The sequence below is a fragment of the Mariprofundus micogutta genome, from assembly GCF_001895085.1.
GTDB lineage: Bacteria > Pseudomonadota > Zetaproteobacteria > Mariprofundales > Mariprofundaceae > Mariprofundus > Mariprofundus micogutta.
Window position 1 is genome coordinate 1 of the sequence record NZ_BDFD01000007.1, and the last position, 13,670, is coordinate 13,670.

The 13,670-nt window shown below is 50.5% G+C and carries 16 protein-coding genes; 2 read left to right on the plus strand and 14 right to left on the minus strand.

The features are described from left to right. Nucleotides 1-171: 171 nt before the first annotated feature. The gene (lipA, locus tag MMIC_RS05005; protein WP_072659370.1) at nucleotides 172-1,098 is read right to left on the minus strand and encodes a lipoyl synthase; all 927 of its coding nucleotides are present in this window, start codon (nucleotides 1,096-1,098) and stop codon (nucleotides 172-174) included. 160 nt (nucleotides 1,099-1,258) lie between these two features. Here lipA and MMIC_RS05010 point away from each other — a divergent pair, with 160 nt between their 5' ends. Continuing rightward, complete coding sequence (locus MMIC_RS05010; protein WP_072659371.1) at nucleotides 1,259-1,717, plus strand: RNA recognition motif domain-containing protein; 459 nt, start codon at nucleotides 1,259-1,261, stop codon at nucleotides 1,715-1,717. 69 nt (nucleotides 1,718-1,786) lie between these two features. Here MMIC_RS05010 and MMIC_RS05015 read toward each other — a convergent pair whose 3' ends face one another. After that, nucleotides 1,787-2,848: a 3-deoxy-7-phosphoheptulonate synthase gene (locus tag MMIC_RS05015; protein ID WP_072659372.1), complete on the minus strand. Its 1,062-nt coding sequence runs from the start codon at nucleotides 2,846-2,848 to the stop codon at nucleotides 1,787-1,789. A 181-nt stretch (nucleotides 2,849-3,029) separates the two neighbouring features. Here MMIC_RS05015 and MMIC_RS05020 point away from each other — a divergent pair, with 181 nt between their 5' ends. Then, nucleotides 3,030-3,596, plus strand: a complete 567-nt coding sequence (locus tag MMIC_RS05020) for a YdbT family protein (RefSeq protein WP_072659373.1) — start codon at nucleotides 3,030-3,032, stop codon at nucleotides 3,594-3,596. Here the strand turns inward: MMIC_RS05020 and trhP are convergent. From trhP to MMIC_RS05080, 12 genes are all read right to left on the minus strand, one after another. Further along, the gene (trhP, locus tag MMIC_RS05025) at nucleotides 3,580-4,935 is read right to left on the minus strand and encodes a prephenate-dependent tRNA uridine(34) hydroxylase TrhP (protein ID WP_072659461.1); all 1,356 of its coding nucleotides are present in this window, start codon (nucleotides 4,933-4,935) and stop codon (nucleotides 3,580-3,582) included. The genes MMIC_RS05020 and trhP overlap by 17 nt on opposite strands. Beyond that, on the minus strand, nucleotides 4,928-6,196 hold the full coding sequence (locus tag MMIC_RS05030; RefSeq protein WP_072659374.1) for a TAXI family TRAP transporter solute-binding subunit: 1,269 nt from the start codon (nucleotides 6,194-6,196) through the stop codon (nucleotides 4,928-4,930). The genes trhP and MMIC_RS05030 overlap by 8 nt, the downstream gene beginning before the upstream one ends. A gap of 91 nt (nucleotides 6,197-6,287) precedes the next feature. Beyond that, on the minus strand, nucleotides 6,288-6,779 hold the full coding sequence (locus MMIC_RS05035) for a SixA phosphatase family protein (protein WP_072659375.1): 492 nt from the start codon (nucleotides 6,777-6,779) through the stop codon (nucleotides 6,288-6,290). 15 nt (nucleotides 6,780-6,794) lie between these two features. Beyond that, nucleotides 6,795-7,196, minus strand: a complete 402-nt coding sequence (locus MMIC_RS05040) for a hypothetical protein (RefSeq protein ID WP_072659376.1) — start codon at nucleotides 7,194-7,196, stop codon at nucleotides 6,795-6,797. 147 nt (nucleotides 7,197-7,343) lie between these two features. Then, nucleotides 7,344-7,949 (minus strand): thiamine phosphate synthase, encoded by a 606-nt coding sequence (locus MMIC_RS05045; protein ID WP_072659377.1) that lies wholly within the window; start codon nucleotides 7,947-7,949, stop codon nucleotides 7,344-7,346. Between the two features lie 3 nt (nucleotides 7,950-7,952). Next, nucleotides 7,953-8,363, minus strand: coding sequence for a DUF2782 domain-containing protein (locus MMIC_RS05050; protein ID WP_171966459.1), 411 nt, complete (start codon nucleotides 8,361-8,363; stop codon nucleotides 7,953-7,955). A gap of 66 nt (nucleotides 8,364-8,429) precedes the next feature. Continuing rightward, the gene (locus MMIC_RS05055; RefSeq protein ID WP_227819369.1) at nucleotides 8,430-8,951 is read right to left on the minus strand and encodes a Smr/MutS family protein; all 522 of its coding nucleotides are present in this window, start codon (nucleotides 8,949-8,951) and stop codon (nucleotides 8,430-8,432) included. A 3-nt stretch (nucleotides 8,952-8,954) separates the two neighbouring features. After that, nucleotides 8,955-9,947 carry an NAD(P)H-dependent glycerol-3-phosphate dehydrogenase gene (locus MMIC_RS05060; RefSeq protein ID WP_072659379.1) on the minus strand — a complete coding sequence of 331 codons (993 nt, stop codon included), beginning with the start codon at nucleotides 9,945-9,947 and terminating at the stop codon, nucleotides 8,955-8,957. Further along, nucleotides 9,940-11,403, minus strand: a complete 1,464-nt coding sequence (gene lnt, locus MMIC_RS05065; protein WP_227819370.1) for an apolipoprotein N-acyltransferase — start codon at nucleotides 11,401-11,403, stop codon at nucleotides 9,940-9,942. Before lnt ends, MMIC_RS05060 begins: the two co-directional genes overlap by 8 nt. Next, complete coding sequence (locus MMIC_RS05070; RefSeq protein ID WP_072659380.1) at nucleotides 11,404-12,234, minus strand: hemolysin family protein; 831 nt, start codon at nucleotides 12,232-12,234, stop codon at nucleotides 11,404-11,406. Then, nucleotides 12,231-12,740, minus strand: coding sequence for an rRNA maturation RNase YbeY (gene ybeY, locus MMIC_RS05075; RefSeq protein ID WP_072659381.1), 510 nt, complete (start codon nucleotides 12,738-12,740; stop codon nucleotides 12,231-12,233). Before ybeY ends, MMIC_RS05070 begins: the two co-directional genes overlap by 4 nt. Next, entirely contained in the window at nucleotides 12,709-13,662 is a 954-nt protein-coding gene (locus MMIC_RS05080; RefSeq protein WP_072659382.1) for a PhoH family protein, read from the minus strand. Before MMIC_RS05080 ends, ybeY begins: the two co-directional genes overlap by 32 nt. Between the last annotated feature and the right edge of the window lie 8 nt (nucleotides 13,663-13,670).

The window sequence follows — 13,670 nt, forward strand, 5'->3', positions numbered from 1 at the left end:
ATCATTGTGACATTATAGAGACCGGAAATGAGAGCTGGAGATTCAAAAATAGAGCATGATTTAAACAGACTTTAGGGGGTCAAAATTGGACGCTGATGGGGGGTCAATTTTGGGTGCTGATTGACACATATTAGCGATGTGCCAGTACAGAATAGCTGTGCTCAGTACAAATTAGCGTTGTTTTTCAGACTTTAACTTTAGCGCCTGAAATACTTCGTCAGCATGGAATGATGACCGCACCAGCGGACCGGAAGCCACCATGCCGAAACCTTTTTTCTCGGCAAGGTATTTCAACTCATCAAACTCTTCCGGGCTCCAGTATTTCATCACCGGATGATGTTTGGCGCTCGGCCTCAGATACTGGCCCATGGTAAGGATATCGATATTCGCTTCACGCATATCATCAAGCACTTGTAATACTTCATCCCGCTCCTCGCCCAGGCCAAGCATGATACCCGACTTGGTTACCACATTCGGATCCAGCTCTTTTGCCCGCTGCAGCAGTCGCAGAGAGGTATAATAACGGGCTCCCGGCCGCACAGATCGATACAGGCGAGGTACTGTTTCAAGATTATGGTTAAAAATATCCGGTTTTGCCGCGATGACCGTTTCCAGACAACTCGCAGGTTTGCGTTGAAAGTCCGGCGTCAGAATTTCGACTGTGACATCCGGCTGACGTTTTTTGAGTTCCGTAATAACCGAGGCGTAGTGGCCGGCACCGCCATCTTTGAGGTCATCACGATCCACAGATGTAATAACCACATGTTTCAAACCGATCTTGGCTACAGCTGTTGCCAGATTTACCGGCTCGTCCATATCAACCGGATCAGGCCTGCCGGTCTCCACATCACAGAATGCACAGGTACGCGTGCATACCCGCCCCAGAATCATAAATGTAGCCGAACCCTGCTTCCAGCAACCGCCGATATTCGGGCAGGAGGCCTCTTCACATACGGTATTGAGCTTCAACTCACGCATCATTTCAGCAATATCTTTGTATTCACGCGACATCGGCGCACGCACTTTCAGCCACTTGGGCTTGCCTGCCATCGGCTCGCCCTGATTTTCAACCTGGATAGGAATAACTTTTCTACTCATCGGCCCATGCTATCGCATAGATACAGAACGTAAATCCACCATATTTTGTGGATAAACGTGTCTTTTATCGATTTTTTTGGCAGTCTTGCCAGCGAGAGAAGTTCCCGTTCCCGAACTTTTCTGAAATTGGCCTGCCGGGTTCCGCAGGCATGGAGTATTCATGAGTTTTTCCTGTTTTATTAAGCTTTTCATCGCTGCCATTGTAGCGTCGCTGCTTGGGTTCTTTGCCGTTTCTGCCATCGATCCTGCCAGCATACCTGTTGCATCACTGTTCGCTACAGGTATCACCATTGGCACCATTTTCGGTGGCCTGCTGGTGGCTTTATATCCTGCTTCAGACAGTGCCAGCGATACGGATAACGGTGGCACCAGCAGTATTTATGTCGGCAACCTGCCTTTCAATGCCGGTCGCGATGATATCAAAAACCTGTTCTCACCTTTCGGTGATGTGGTTGATATCCGCATGGTCAAAGATCGCCGCAGCAAACGTTTCAAAGGTTACGCTTTTGTAGAAATGAACAGTGCCGGCGCCAAGGCAGCCATAGGTAGTCTTAACGATACCGATTATGCTGGCCGCACCCTGCGTGTAAACGAATCGAGAAAGAAAGAGCAAGGCTGATAAAATCCCGAACAATCAAAAAAGGCGCAGTGAAAACTGCGCCTTTTTAATGCTCTTGAAGTCGTGAGTTTACGATTCGCGGCGCTGGCGAACCGATTCGGCCAGGCGATGTAGTAAAGCTTCAGTATCATCCCAACCCAGACAGGCATCGGTTACGCTGATACCGAATGCAGGTTCTTCACCAGCCACAACATTCTGGCGACCTTCATGTAAATGCGATTCAATCATCACACCCGTAATACAGCGGTTGCCATCTGCGATCTGATTCGCCAGATCTTCGCCAACATCAATCTGACGTTTGAACTGCTTGCTGCTGTTGGCATGACTACAGTCCACCATCAAGCTACAGGATAGTTTCGCACTTTGAAGTTCGCTGACTGCTCCGGCGATGCTGGCTGCATCGTAGTTCGGCTCCTTACCACCACGCAGAATAATATGACAATCATCATTACCGGAGGTGGAGAAAATAGCTGATTTACCCTCTTTGGTCAGGGAGATAAATACATGCGGGTGTTTGGCGGCATGAATTGCATCAATAGCAATCTGGAAACCACCGTATGTGCCATTCTTGAAACCAACCGGGCATGACAGGCCACTGGCCAGTTCACGATGCCCTTGTGATTCAGTCGTACGAGCACCGATCGCACCCCAGCTGACCAGATCAGCAACATACTGCGGGGTAATCAGATCAAGGAATTCTGTACCTGCAGGCACCTCCATCTCATTCACATCCAGTAATAATTTGCGGGCGAGACGGATACCTTTATTAATTTCGAATGTGCCATCCAGATTCGGATCATTGATCAAACCTTTCCAGCCGACAGTCGTGCGCGGCTTTTCGAAGTAAACGCGCATAACTATCAGAAGATCTTTACCCAGTTCTTCACGCATGCGCTGGATATGCCGGGCATACTCAAGCGCAGCATCCGGGTTATGGATTGAGCACGGTCCAACAATCACCAGCAGACGATCATCTTCACCATGCAGAATATCATGGATAGCAACACGGGCATCATGGGTAGTTCGGGCAGCAGTTTCTGAAATTTCATATTCAGCATGCACCTGTTCGGGTGCTGCAATTTCACTCATGCCACTGATACGAAGATCGTCAGTATTGTATTTCATCGCCATGATTAAGCCTCTATAAAACCGTGATTGCGCCGGCTGCCGCGGGCGCGCGCCGCAGTATCGCAGAAAATCACCTAAACTGTTAGCCCCTGAGCTTTTTCAACTGCGCCGCAGATCAATCTTGCATGACAGCCTGCTATCACCGGCTATTGAGAATAGTCTCAAATAGTTGGATATTTGCAGCATGTATGATCATAAAGCAGTCGTTAGCGCTGAACTGGATGCATCTGAGACCCTGTTATGGAGCGCCCAGCCCCGCCAGGGCATGTTCCTGCGTCCATCCGATTCCATGATGATCCCGTTCAGTATGCTCTGGGGTGGCTTCGCCATTTACTGGGAATTCCAGGTCATCACCGGTGATGCTCCGCTATTTTTCATGTTGTTGGGACTACCCTTTGTTTTCATAGGCCTTTACCTGATTATCGGCCGCTTCTTTTACGATGCCAAGATGCGGGAGAAAACCTTTTATGGCATCACCGATAAACGGGTTATTATTTTAAACGGCATAAGAACCAAAGCTGTACGATCTGTTGCGATTGAAGAGATCACCGACATGCATGTGTACGAAGGTCCGAACGGCTCCGGCATTATCGCGCTCGCCCCGGAAGCAATCTCCAACCTCTATCAGAGTGACCTGATGTTGCCCGGCCAGACAGAGTCAGTCCCCCGTCTGAATCACCTGTTGGATGTACACAGGCCTTACGCACTGATTCAGCAACTGCGCAAAAATCTACCTACGCGGCCAGATTAACCGCCAGTAGAGCATTCTCAGCCGGCTTCACAGGCACTGGAATCTTCACCTGATGGCCACTGCCAGGCGCAGCCTCCATAGGATTGCCGTAACGGGCATCATTAATTGATTCGACTATAAAGGTGTGATTGCCATCCGGATTAATCAGTTCAATAGAGTCGCCAATTGAAAATTTATTTTTTACAATCACTTCAGCCAATTTCGTCTCATCATCATATGCAACCACTTCTCCGACAAATCGCTGGGTCAGCCATTGTGAGTTACCGGTTTCATAGCTCTGGGTACTGGATGAGCGCTTACGCGTGTAGAAACCATCGGTGTACCCGCGACTGGCCAATCCATCAAGCTGAAACATCAGGGACTCATCAAAGGGCCTTCCGGCACGCGCATCATCAATGGCCTTGCGATAAACCTGTGAGGTACGCGCCACATAATAATGTGATTTGGTACGACCTTCGATTTTCAGGGAATCAACTCCGATTTCTACCAGACGCTCAACATGCTCCACAGCACACAGATCTTTCGAGTTCATAATATAAGTACCATGCTCATCCTCAAACACAGGAATCTGCTCATCCGGGCGATTCGGTTCAGTAAGCGTATAAACCTGATCCGCTAAAGGATGACGCTCGACGTTACCTGTATCGGCAAACGGCTGGGCATTCAAGCCATCGAGCACCTGAATCGGAATAATGTCACCGGAGATATCCTCGGCAGCCTTTTCCATACCGTATTCCCAACGACAGGCATTGGTGCAGCTGCCCTGATTGGCATCCCGATGATTGAAATAACCGGAAAGCAGACAGCGGCCGGAATAAGCCATGCACAGTGCACCATGTACAAACACTTCCAGTTCGATGTCCGGGCACTGCTGGCGAATTTCCTCAACCTCATCCAGTGACAGTTCGCGTGACAGGATAATGCGAGACACACCCATCGACTGCCAGAATTTCACCGCTGCCCAGTTCATTGTGTTCGCCTGTACAGAAAGATGGATCGGCATTTCAGGCCAGCGCTCACGCACCAGCATGATGAGGCCCGGATCAGCCATAATCAGTGCATCCGGTTTCATATCAATGACCGGCTGCATATGCTCAAGATAGCGTTTCAGCTTATTGTTATGCGGTAAAAGATTGCTGGCCACAAAAAACTTTTTACCCAGTGCATGCGCCTCATCAATGCCTGTCTTCAGGTTTTCCAGTTGAAAATCGTTATTGCGTACACGTAATGAATAACGTGGCTGGCCGGCATATACGGCGTCCGCACCAAAGGCGAAGGCATAGCGCATATTGCGGATGGTTCCTGCCGGAGCCAGCAGTTCAATGGGTCTTTTATTCATATTCATTCCTTTCCTTTTCAGCTGAATCACGAATCAGCGAAAGATGCATGCGCAGGTTATACAATTCATCAGCATACGAGAGCGGTACGTGGACCTGTCTGATATCTGTCTCAATACGATCCAACTCATCCAACAGTGTTTGATCAAAACCATCTGCCAAAGCCTCATCGATACGGCTCAACTCTTCGTACCAACGATAGATGCGTGAACGCACACGCCATCGATACAATGGTGGCATGACTTTAAACAGCGGAATCAACAGTGCTATAAAGGGCAGCAGCATCACTTTCAGCCGATCTACCAGTGTCGCTGCCCAGAATGGCAAATAGCGCTGTAAAAATGATGGCCCGGACTTGTAATAGCGTTCGGCCTCTTTGCTCAGCGGTAATGCGGTATACAGCGCGGTTGGAAATTCACCTGCGGTAGAAAACAGACTCCTGCCACCATGCACATGTGCTGCAGCCTGCATCAGCAGGTCCTGCAGAGCCGGATGCAGGTTGGCATTCACCATTAGCGTTGCCGTAGCTGCAAGCAGTTGCATATCCTGTCTGGGCTCATCACGCCCCAGATCAAGAGCACCCTGCGGCAGGGTTAATGCAGACAATGTAGGGATACGGCGTGTATAGGCATCGGCACGATCAAAATCGAGCAGTCGGACTTTAGCATTACGATTTAACTGATATACCGTCTCTGCACGTGCTGAAGCCACCAGGAATACTGCATCTACACGACCGGTCAGCAGTGAGGCAATCGCGTCACTACCTGACTCAGGCAACAAGCTGCTGTTACTTGCATCGACTCCATTTTCCTTCAATAACTGAAGGCTGAGTACACGGGTTCCACTGCCTTCTGCACCCACAGCAACGCTAGCGCCCTTCAACGCGTTCAGTGACTTGAAGGGTGAGTTTGCACGCACAAACACCCAGAGCGGCTCATAGTACATGCTGCCAAGCGACATCAGCTCCACATCTTCAGGATCGGCAATACCGCTCTGTACAAAGGCCACATCGGCTCCGGCACTTTTCAGTCTCTCAACATTCTCCAGAGAACCGGCAGACTCGAGAATATTCACGGTAATACCGCGTTGTTTCAAATAATCCCGATAGGCCAGTGCATGCGCATAATAGGCCCCCTGCTTTGAACCGGCAGAAAAAGTCAGCTCACTGGGCGGAGCCGGATCAACAAACTGATAGGCCACAGCAAAACCCAGCAGTGTCAGCAGCAGGGCAGGCAGAATTGTTTTAAGTTTGTCGCCGATCATGGAATGGAACTCTATGCCTGCACTGAAAAAAAGCATCCATAGGCTTAATGTTGCTTACGCCAAAGTCATACACATGCAATCTGGTAAAAAGTCAGCTCACTCGCTTAGGATAATCAAAATCGAGCAGTTCGGCATGATTATCGATATTCTGCCACTGCTCAATCTGGAACTGTAACACCGCAACACCACAGGTGGGGATATTATTGATCCAGGTTTTGGCCAGACGATTGGTCAGCTCGGTAATACCCGGATTGTGTGCCAACAGTGCCAGTGTCTGAACATGATCGGAGGTCTGGCGAATCAGCTTTAGCATTTCAGCAGGGCTGGCCAGATAGAGTTCATCTTTGAACTGTATGTTTTCTACGGAAAAACCAAGCTCAGGCACCATCAGATTGGCCGTGGCTCGGGCACGTCTGGCTGTGCTGACCAGAAAAGCATCAGGAACCATTGCTTTAGCTACAAGCCTGCGACCCATCTCAGGCGCATCCTGCATGCCGCGTGCATTTAATTCGCGATCAAAATCGCTGGTGCCAAAATCACTCCAGCTGGATTTTGCATGCCGCATTAACATTAATTTTTTCATCTGACTGTGACCGGTTTAATTGTTCTCAAGCCACTGCTCGGCATCATTCATCTGCTCAAACAGCTGTGAGCTGTTTGAGCCATCTGCAGCCATCTGCCAGAATGAGATATTGGGAAATGAACGCTTGTTGCAGTCCGCAACCGCCAGACGAATATTCTGATCACGGAAAGCAATACTGGCGCTTCTGGCCAGTTCACATGCCTGCTGTATCGAAATCGAATCAACAAGCTGAAACATCACTAACACCTTATTTAAGCCTCTTGCCTGAGACTTGCGTACAACCATGGCCCAAAAAGCCTTTGAATCACGATAAGCCCACTGACCGCTTAATTTCACCCGCAACACATCATCCTCCTGATTAATCAGAAGACGGTACGATATTGCGCCTGAACGGTTAATAGATCGGTTTTGATGCATGCTAAGAATCCCCACGTCCCTGTGATAGCCACCAGGAATCCCACACCCCTAATGCCCCCCGAACTGAACAATTCGTAATTATAACAACGTAGCTCCAGCTGAATAGTCCCCCATATGGGGGACAACTAATACAGCTTAAGACTCCTGTTATAGTAACTCCTTTGCCATCGCTGCCGGTTGAGAAGCGGACAGAATGGCCCCGATCACTGCGCAACCATTCACATGTAACTGCCCACGGTTTTCGCGGCATATGCCTCCCAGTGCGACCACCGGCAGTTTTGTCAGCTCGACAAGTTGCTGGAATTTTTCAGGCCCCAGGCACGGCGCTCCCGGATGACTATCCGTCGGGAATACCGGTGACAAAAAAATATAATCTGCACCCGCAGCTTCAGCCTGTTTTATTTCATCAAGATTATGACATGATGCCGAGACTGTTTTTTCAGCATCATTCAACCAGAGCCTGATCGATGGAATATGATCGATGCCCTCAGCTGCCACATGCACACCATCTGCGCCCACCGCAGAGGCAATATCCGCCTGACTATGAATGATTAATTTTGCTCCGTGCTGATGCGTCAATTGGCGAAGCCTCGAGGCAAAAGCGAGCAAGCGGGCCGAGTCCATATCCTTCTCACGCACCAGCACAGCATCCACGCCGCCTTTTAAAGCAGAATCAACAGTGTCGAAAAACGGCTCTCCCGAAAAACGGGAGTTATCAGTAATAACAGTCAGGGCCGGAACTTTAACCGGCATGACTCAAAATTCTTTCAATACCCATGATGGTGGTGAAATACGCTTGCCGCCACCGGGAAGTCGCTGTTCAAATACACCATCACCATCCCTGTCTTGCAGGTAATAAGCAGGAAGACCACCGGCAGGCTGAACCTTGATTTTAAAGACACGCCCCCTGATCGCATATTCGGTGATTTTTGCGCCATCATTACGCTGATAAGAGCGAATATCTACGGCTTGCCCTGTGTCCGGAGCACTGAACTCTTCGTGCAGATTCGGTGCACTTTCCGGCTCACTCTGCGTATCCTGATCTGCTGAATCAGCTCTGCTTTCCGCCACGACAGGAGGCGGCAAAACTTCATCTTCTTCAGCAAAAGCCTGACAGGCCAGCAGGTTTAAACAAATCATAGGCAGGATATATTTCATCAAATTCATGCAACCAGTATAACGGAGTAGTGAGGCATCGACCATCCTTTTCAGACGGTTCAGGCTCATTGAGTCTCAGACCTTACGTCGCAACAGCACCAGACATGCACCACCACCACTGCCCGGCTGAGGCATGACCGCCAGAACAAATCTGGCCATAGAGCCATCCCGCAACCATTGGTAAACAGCATCTTTCAGCACCGGTTTACCCTGTGAATGCAACCCTCTGCCATGAATAATCGCGATGACGCGCTGCTTGCGGCTTATTGCCTGCAGAAACTCATTATCCAGAAGATCCAGCGCCTCATTGCGGGTTAAACCATGCAGATCCAGCGTCAGAGACACTGCCGGATTGCCTGCTGCCAGCTGTTTCAAGCGTTCACGAGAAATGCCATCAGCCCTCAACACCCAGGGGTCGTCAGTTACGTGTGCTGAAGCCTGAGGCGATTGATCTCTCTCATTTACCAAACGAGGGTGTTTAACAGCATAGCGCGGGACTCTTTTGGGCTGTTGTTTTTGCGGCGGCTGTTTCTTCGATGTAGGTCCGATAGGCTTCACCAGGGTCATCGCATCAGCAAACAGCTTATCCTCGTCCACTGTTTATTCTGCCTTCTCCGGACGAGACATCAGTTGCTTTAATCCTTCTGCAATGGCCAGCTCTCCTGAGAGAACCAGATGAATAGACTGCATCAGCGGCAACTCAAGCTGAATCTGCCCTGCCATCTGATGCACTGCTTCTGCAGTACGCACACCTTCTACCACCTGACCGATCGCTTCTATGGCCGCTGTCAGATCCTTACCCTGTGCAATAGCCATGCCGAACTGACGATTTCGCGACAGCGAGCCCGTACAAGTTAATACCAGATCACCCAGGCCTGAGAGACCCATCAGTGTTTCAGGCCTGCCACCACAGGCTTGAGCCAGTCGGGAAATTTCTGCCAAACCACGTGTCACAACTGCAGCAATTGAATTATGGCCCAGCCCCAGCCCATCGGCCATGCCTGCAGCAATCGCAATCACATTTTTCAAAGCGCCACCCATAGCCACGCCGACAATATCGTCGCTGAGGTAGATCCTGAAATTGGTATCATCAAAATAAGATGCGGCCTTTTCTGCCATGCTGATATTTTCAGCAGCCATGGTAATAGCTGTCGGCTGCCCTTCGGCAACTTCTTTTGCAAAGCTTGGGCCTGAGAGCAAGGCAATGCGACTTCTATCAATATATTCAGCCAGCATCTCATCGGTTCGCTGTAGCGTTTCCGGATGTAAACCCTTACATGCTGCAACCACGGGGTAAGCCCCATCCGCCAGCAGCGGTAAAAAATCACTTACTGCCACGCAGGGCAGCGCATAAACACATATATCAATATCTTTAATCGCCATCTGCACATCTGCAGTGATTTCGATATTTCCCGGCAAGGCAATGCCTGGCAAATAACGCAGGTTTTCACCCGTCTCATTGATCTCGGCTGCCTGCGCATCGCTACTGGCAACCAGACGCACCTCCCTGTGACCGGAGCGTGCCAATACCAGCGCCAGTGCTGTTCCCCATGAACCGGCCCCCAATACACATACCTGCTGCATTCTAGTCATCCTTTCTCCTGCCTCTGACCAGAGGAATAAATAACAATAGTAGCGTAATCAGCAAAGGTCCATCACCCCACCGGACAAATGGGGTGCGTGCATCAGATAACTGGAACTCTCCTTGCAAAGCTGCTTTGGTCCACCATGGCAGACTTGCCAGCACCTTGCCGTCCGGACTAATGACTGCACTTACCCCGGTATTGGCTGCACGCAACACATAACGTCCGGTTTCAACGGCACGCATGCGGGCCGCCTGAAAATGTTGCCAGGCAGCCGGAGTCGTGCCATACCAGGCATCATTGGTAACATTCACCAGTACCTGTGCGCCATTCTCCACACGAAAACGTGCCTGTTCAGGAAACAGCGATTCATAACAAATCAGTGCCCCATACTGAATCCCGCGAGCCTCTACCACACCTGTATCTTCAGCCGGCCTGAAATCGGCAATTTCCGGTACCAGCGCATGCAGGAAAGGAATCCACGAAGGTACATATTCGCCAAACGGAACCAGATGCTGCTTGCCTGCAAACTGACGTTCTGCCTGCAGGGGATCATGCGCAAACAGGCCATTGTTTGCCGTAGAATCACCCGTCAGTTTTAAACCTCCGAATAACAGAGGCGTTTCCCAGGATGTAATCTGATCACCAAGCCAGGCATTCCACCTCGGTGAGCGGGAAAGGAAAAATGGCACGGCAGCTTCCGGCCAGATGATGATATCACTCGTTTGTGCGACGTTATCGGATAGACCTGCATACCTGAACATCGTCTCATTCAAAAAGGCAGAGTCCCACTTCTTGTCCTGCGGAATATTCGCTTGTACCAAAGCCGCCTGATACACCGGACCTTCACCCGTATTCGGCTGGGGAGCCAGTACAACCAGTGCCGTTGCAAGCACAAGGCCAAGGCTCCCCCATTTTTTTGCCTCATGCGTGAGAAGCAGCAACAAGGCTGCGGCAATCAAGGCTGGCAACAGCGCCATGCCATACACGCCAAACCAGGAAGCCCAACCGATGGCTGGCGTATCAAGCATCAGATTACCCAGAGCGGTCCAGGGAAGTCCGGTAAAGATATGGCCGCGCAGCCATTCAGATGCCACTGCAGCCAGTGGAAACGAAACCAGAACCCAGCGCGTATTGCCTGCCGATTTTACTGTTAGCCAGGCCCAGAGTGCGGGAAGCAGAGCCATCACTGCACCCACCAGCATCACACAAAATGCAGCCATAACCCAGGGCAGATGCCCGAATGTATGCAGGGTTGGGGCAAGCCACCAGGCTCCAAATCCGAACCAGCCAAAGCCGAATGCATATCCCATACGAAATGCTGAGCCCTGACAGATCAGCCACAACCAGCCAATCAAAACCGGAATAGCCAGCCATGCAAAGTCGTAAGGTGAAAAAGTGAATGGCATCACCGCACCCAGCGCGAGTGCTATCAATACATGTAATTGATTGGGGCTGCGTGTCACTTATACTTTCTTATGATCTTGCTGGCGCTGCAAACGCACTTTGCTGATACGGCGGGGATCTGCTTCCAGCACATGAATCTGGATCCCGTCCAGTTTCACGGTTTCACCCTGCTTGGGAATCCGTCCCAGGCGTGCCGTAATCCAACCCGCAACAGTGTCATAGTCGCCCTGAGGCAATGTCACGCCCAGAGCTTCGCTCAGCTCTTCAATATGCATGCGCGCCTGAACCATATAACTATCATCGTGCAAAGGATGAAACTCAATATCATCAGCTTCACCGGCCTCATTGATTTCACCCACAATCTCTTTAAGCAGATCAGGCAGGGTTATCAAACCGGCAGTACCTCCATATTCATCCAGCACCATGGCAATATGACAGGAAGCCTCTTTCATTTCAGACAGCAGACCTGAAACCTGCTCCAGCTCCAATACACGCAGGCAAGGACGTACCAGATTGGTTAGTGTGCTCTTGTCACCTGTGATTCGAGCAGCCACAACATCCTGTGCATGTACCACGCCAAGAACGTGGTCGATATCATCTTCGATGACAGGCAAGCGACTGACACCCTTGTCAATCAGCATGCGCTCCACGTCTGCCAATGGCGTGTCCACGGTGACAGCATGTATGTCCGAGCGTGGCACCATGACTTCGCGTACGCGGGTATCGTTAAAAACTATCATCTGCTCAAGCATGGTTCTCTGCTCGTCGGACTGAACTGCCTCGGCTCTGCCAAGCACAGCCAGTAATTCAGCTTCATCCCTGCCCGGCCGCATATGTTCGATCAGTGACTTACGTCCCAACAACATCCATTTCTGGATCAGGTTTGTCATGTCATCTCCGTGTCGGACACATCAAGGGGATAAGGTTCGTGCAGACCGAGTGTTGCCATGGCCTTTTTTTCCAGCGACTGCATGCGGTCCGCATCCTCATCATCGATATGATCATAACCGAGCAAATGTAGTGTTGCATGGATAATCAGGTGAAGGGCATGTGCCGATTGCGGCAGGTTCAAACGCATGGCTTCATGCTGAATAAACGGCACGGCAAGTGCAATATCCCCGAGAGGTTGATCAAGATCATACGATGGACCTTCCTGCATCGGGAAGCTGAGTACATCAGTCACCTTGTCTTTACCACGCCATTGATGATTGAGCTCCTGCACAGCTGAATCAGGAGCAAAACGTATACAGAGATCGGGCGTGCTCCCGGCTGTTAAACCCGCAACCCTGCAGGCAGACAAAACAGCCCGGTCTATATCATCGGGCAGGCTGAAACACTCTTCCAGCCCCTCATCTAAAACCACCTCAATCACCGGTTTTTTTCTCCATCCCTTCATAGGCATTGACGATATGTTCAACCAGCTGATGACGCACCACATCCCGCCCGCTCAAACGGCAGACACCGATATCACTGACATGTTCGAGCACCTGCAGCGCATGCAGCAAACCACTATGTTGATGGCGTGGCAGGTCAACCTGTGTCACATCACCGGTAACCACCATTTTCGAGCCAAAGCCCAAACGGGTCAGAAACATTTTCATCTGTTCACGTGTGGTGTTCTGCGCCTCATCAAGAATCACAAAGGCATCGTTGAGGGTGCGTCCGCGCATATAGGCAAGTGGCGCCACCTCGATGAGGTTCTGCTCGAGCATAGCATTCATCTTCTCCACGCCCAGCATATCGGTGAGCGCATCAAATAATGGACGCAAATAGGGGTCTACTTTCTGCTGCAAGTCTCCCGGCAGGAAACCGAGGCGCTCGCCTGCTTCCACAGCCGGACGCGTAAGAATGATACGCTCTACCTGATTACTGTTTATGGCGGCCACTGCTGCTGCAACCGCCAGATAAGTTTTGCCCGAACCGGCAGGGCCTACAGCCAGCGTTAACGTCTTACCCTGAATCGTTTTCAGATAATCCCGTTGATTCGGTGTTTTGCCACCGATGCGACGCCGACCGGCAATAATGATGGCCTCGCTCACATTCTTTTCTTTTTTCTCATCCACACTATGGTCCTTTAACGCGCCTTCAATATCCACATGAGTCAATTCATCCGAACGATTGGAAATCAGCCTGATTAGTTTATACATGGTTTCTCTTGCCAGCTCAGCCTGAGCACCTTCGATTTTCCAATCTCCGGGCAGACCCAGAAAGCGAACCTGATACTGCTGCTCAATCCGTTTCAGCACCCAGTTATCGGCACCACATAAATCCTGCAACGCGTACGAATCTGATGCTTTAAGGTTCAAAGAGACTGTCATGATAGTCA

Coding starts and splice junctions, on each gene's coding strand:
- MMIC_RS05010 (WP_072659371.1), top strand. CDS start 1,259: ATGAGTTTTTCCTGTTTTATTAAGCTTTTCATCGCTGCCATTGTAGCG.
- MMIC_RS05035 (WP_072659375.1), bottom strand. CDS start 6,779: ATGAAAAAATTAATGTTAATGCGGCATGCAAAATCCAGCTGGAGTGAT.
- ybeY (WP_072659381.1), bottom strand. CDS start 12,740: ATGAAGGGATGGAGAAAAAAACCGGTGATTGAGGTGGTTTTAGATGAG.
- MMIC_RS05020 (WP_072659373.1), top strand. CDS start 3,030: ATGTATGATCATAAAGCAGTCGTTAGCGCTGAACTGGATGCATCTGAG.
- MMIC_RS05045 (WP_072659377.1), bottom strand. CDS start 7,949: ATGCCGGTTAAAGTTCCGGCCCTGACTGTTATTACTGATAACTCCCGT.
- MMIC_RS05015 (WP_072659372.1), bottom strand. CDS start 2,848: ATGGCGATGAAATACAATACTGACGATCTTCGTATCAGTGGCATGAGT.
- trhP (WP_072659461.1), bottom strand. CDS start 4,935: ATGAATAAAAGACCCATTGAACTGCTGGCTCCGGCAGGAACCATCCGC.
- MMIC_RS05060 (WP_072659379.1), bottom strand. CDS start 9,947: ATGACTAGAATGCAGCAGGTATGTGTATTGGGGGCCGGTTCATGGGGA.
- MMIC_RS05030 (WP_072659374.1), bottom strand. CDS start 6,196: ATGATCGGCGACAAACTTAAAACAATTCTGCCTGCCCTGCTGCTGACA.
- lipA (WP_072659370.1), bottom strand. CDS start 1,098: ATGAGTAGAAAAGTTATTCCTATCCAGGTTGAAAATCAGGGCGAGCCG.
- MMIC_RS05040 (WP_072659376.1), bottom strand. CDS start 7,196: ATGCATCAAAACCGATCTATTAACCGTTCAGGCGCAATATCGTACCGT.
- MMIC_RS05070 (WP_072659380.1), bottom strand. CDS start 12,234: ATGACAAACCTGATCCAGAAATGGATGTTGTTGGGACGTAAGTCACTG.
- MMIC_RS05080 (WP_072659382.1), bottom strand. CDS start 13,662: ATGACAGTCTCTTTGAACCTTAAAGCATCAGATTCGTACGCGTTGCAG.
- MMIC_RS05050 (WP_171966459.1), bottom strand. CDS start 8,363: ATGAATTTGATGAAATATATCCTGCCTATGATTTGTTTAAACCTGCTG.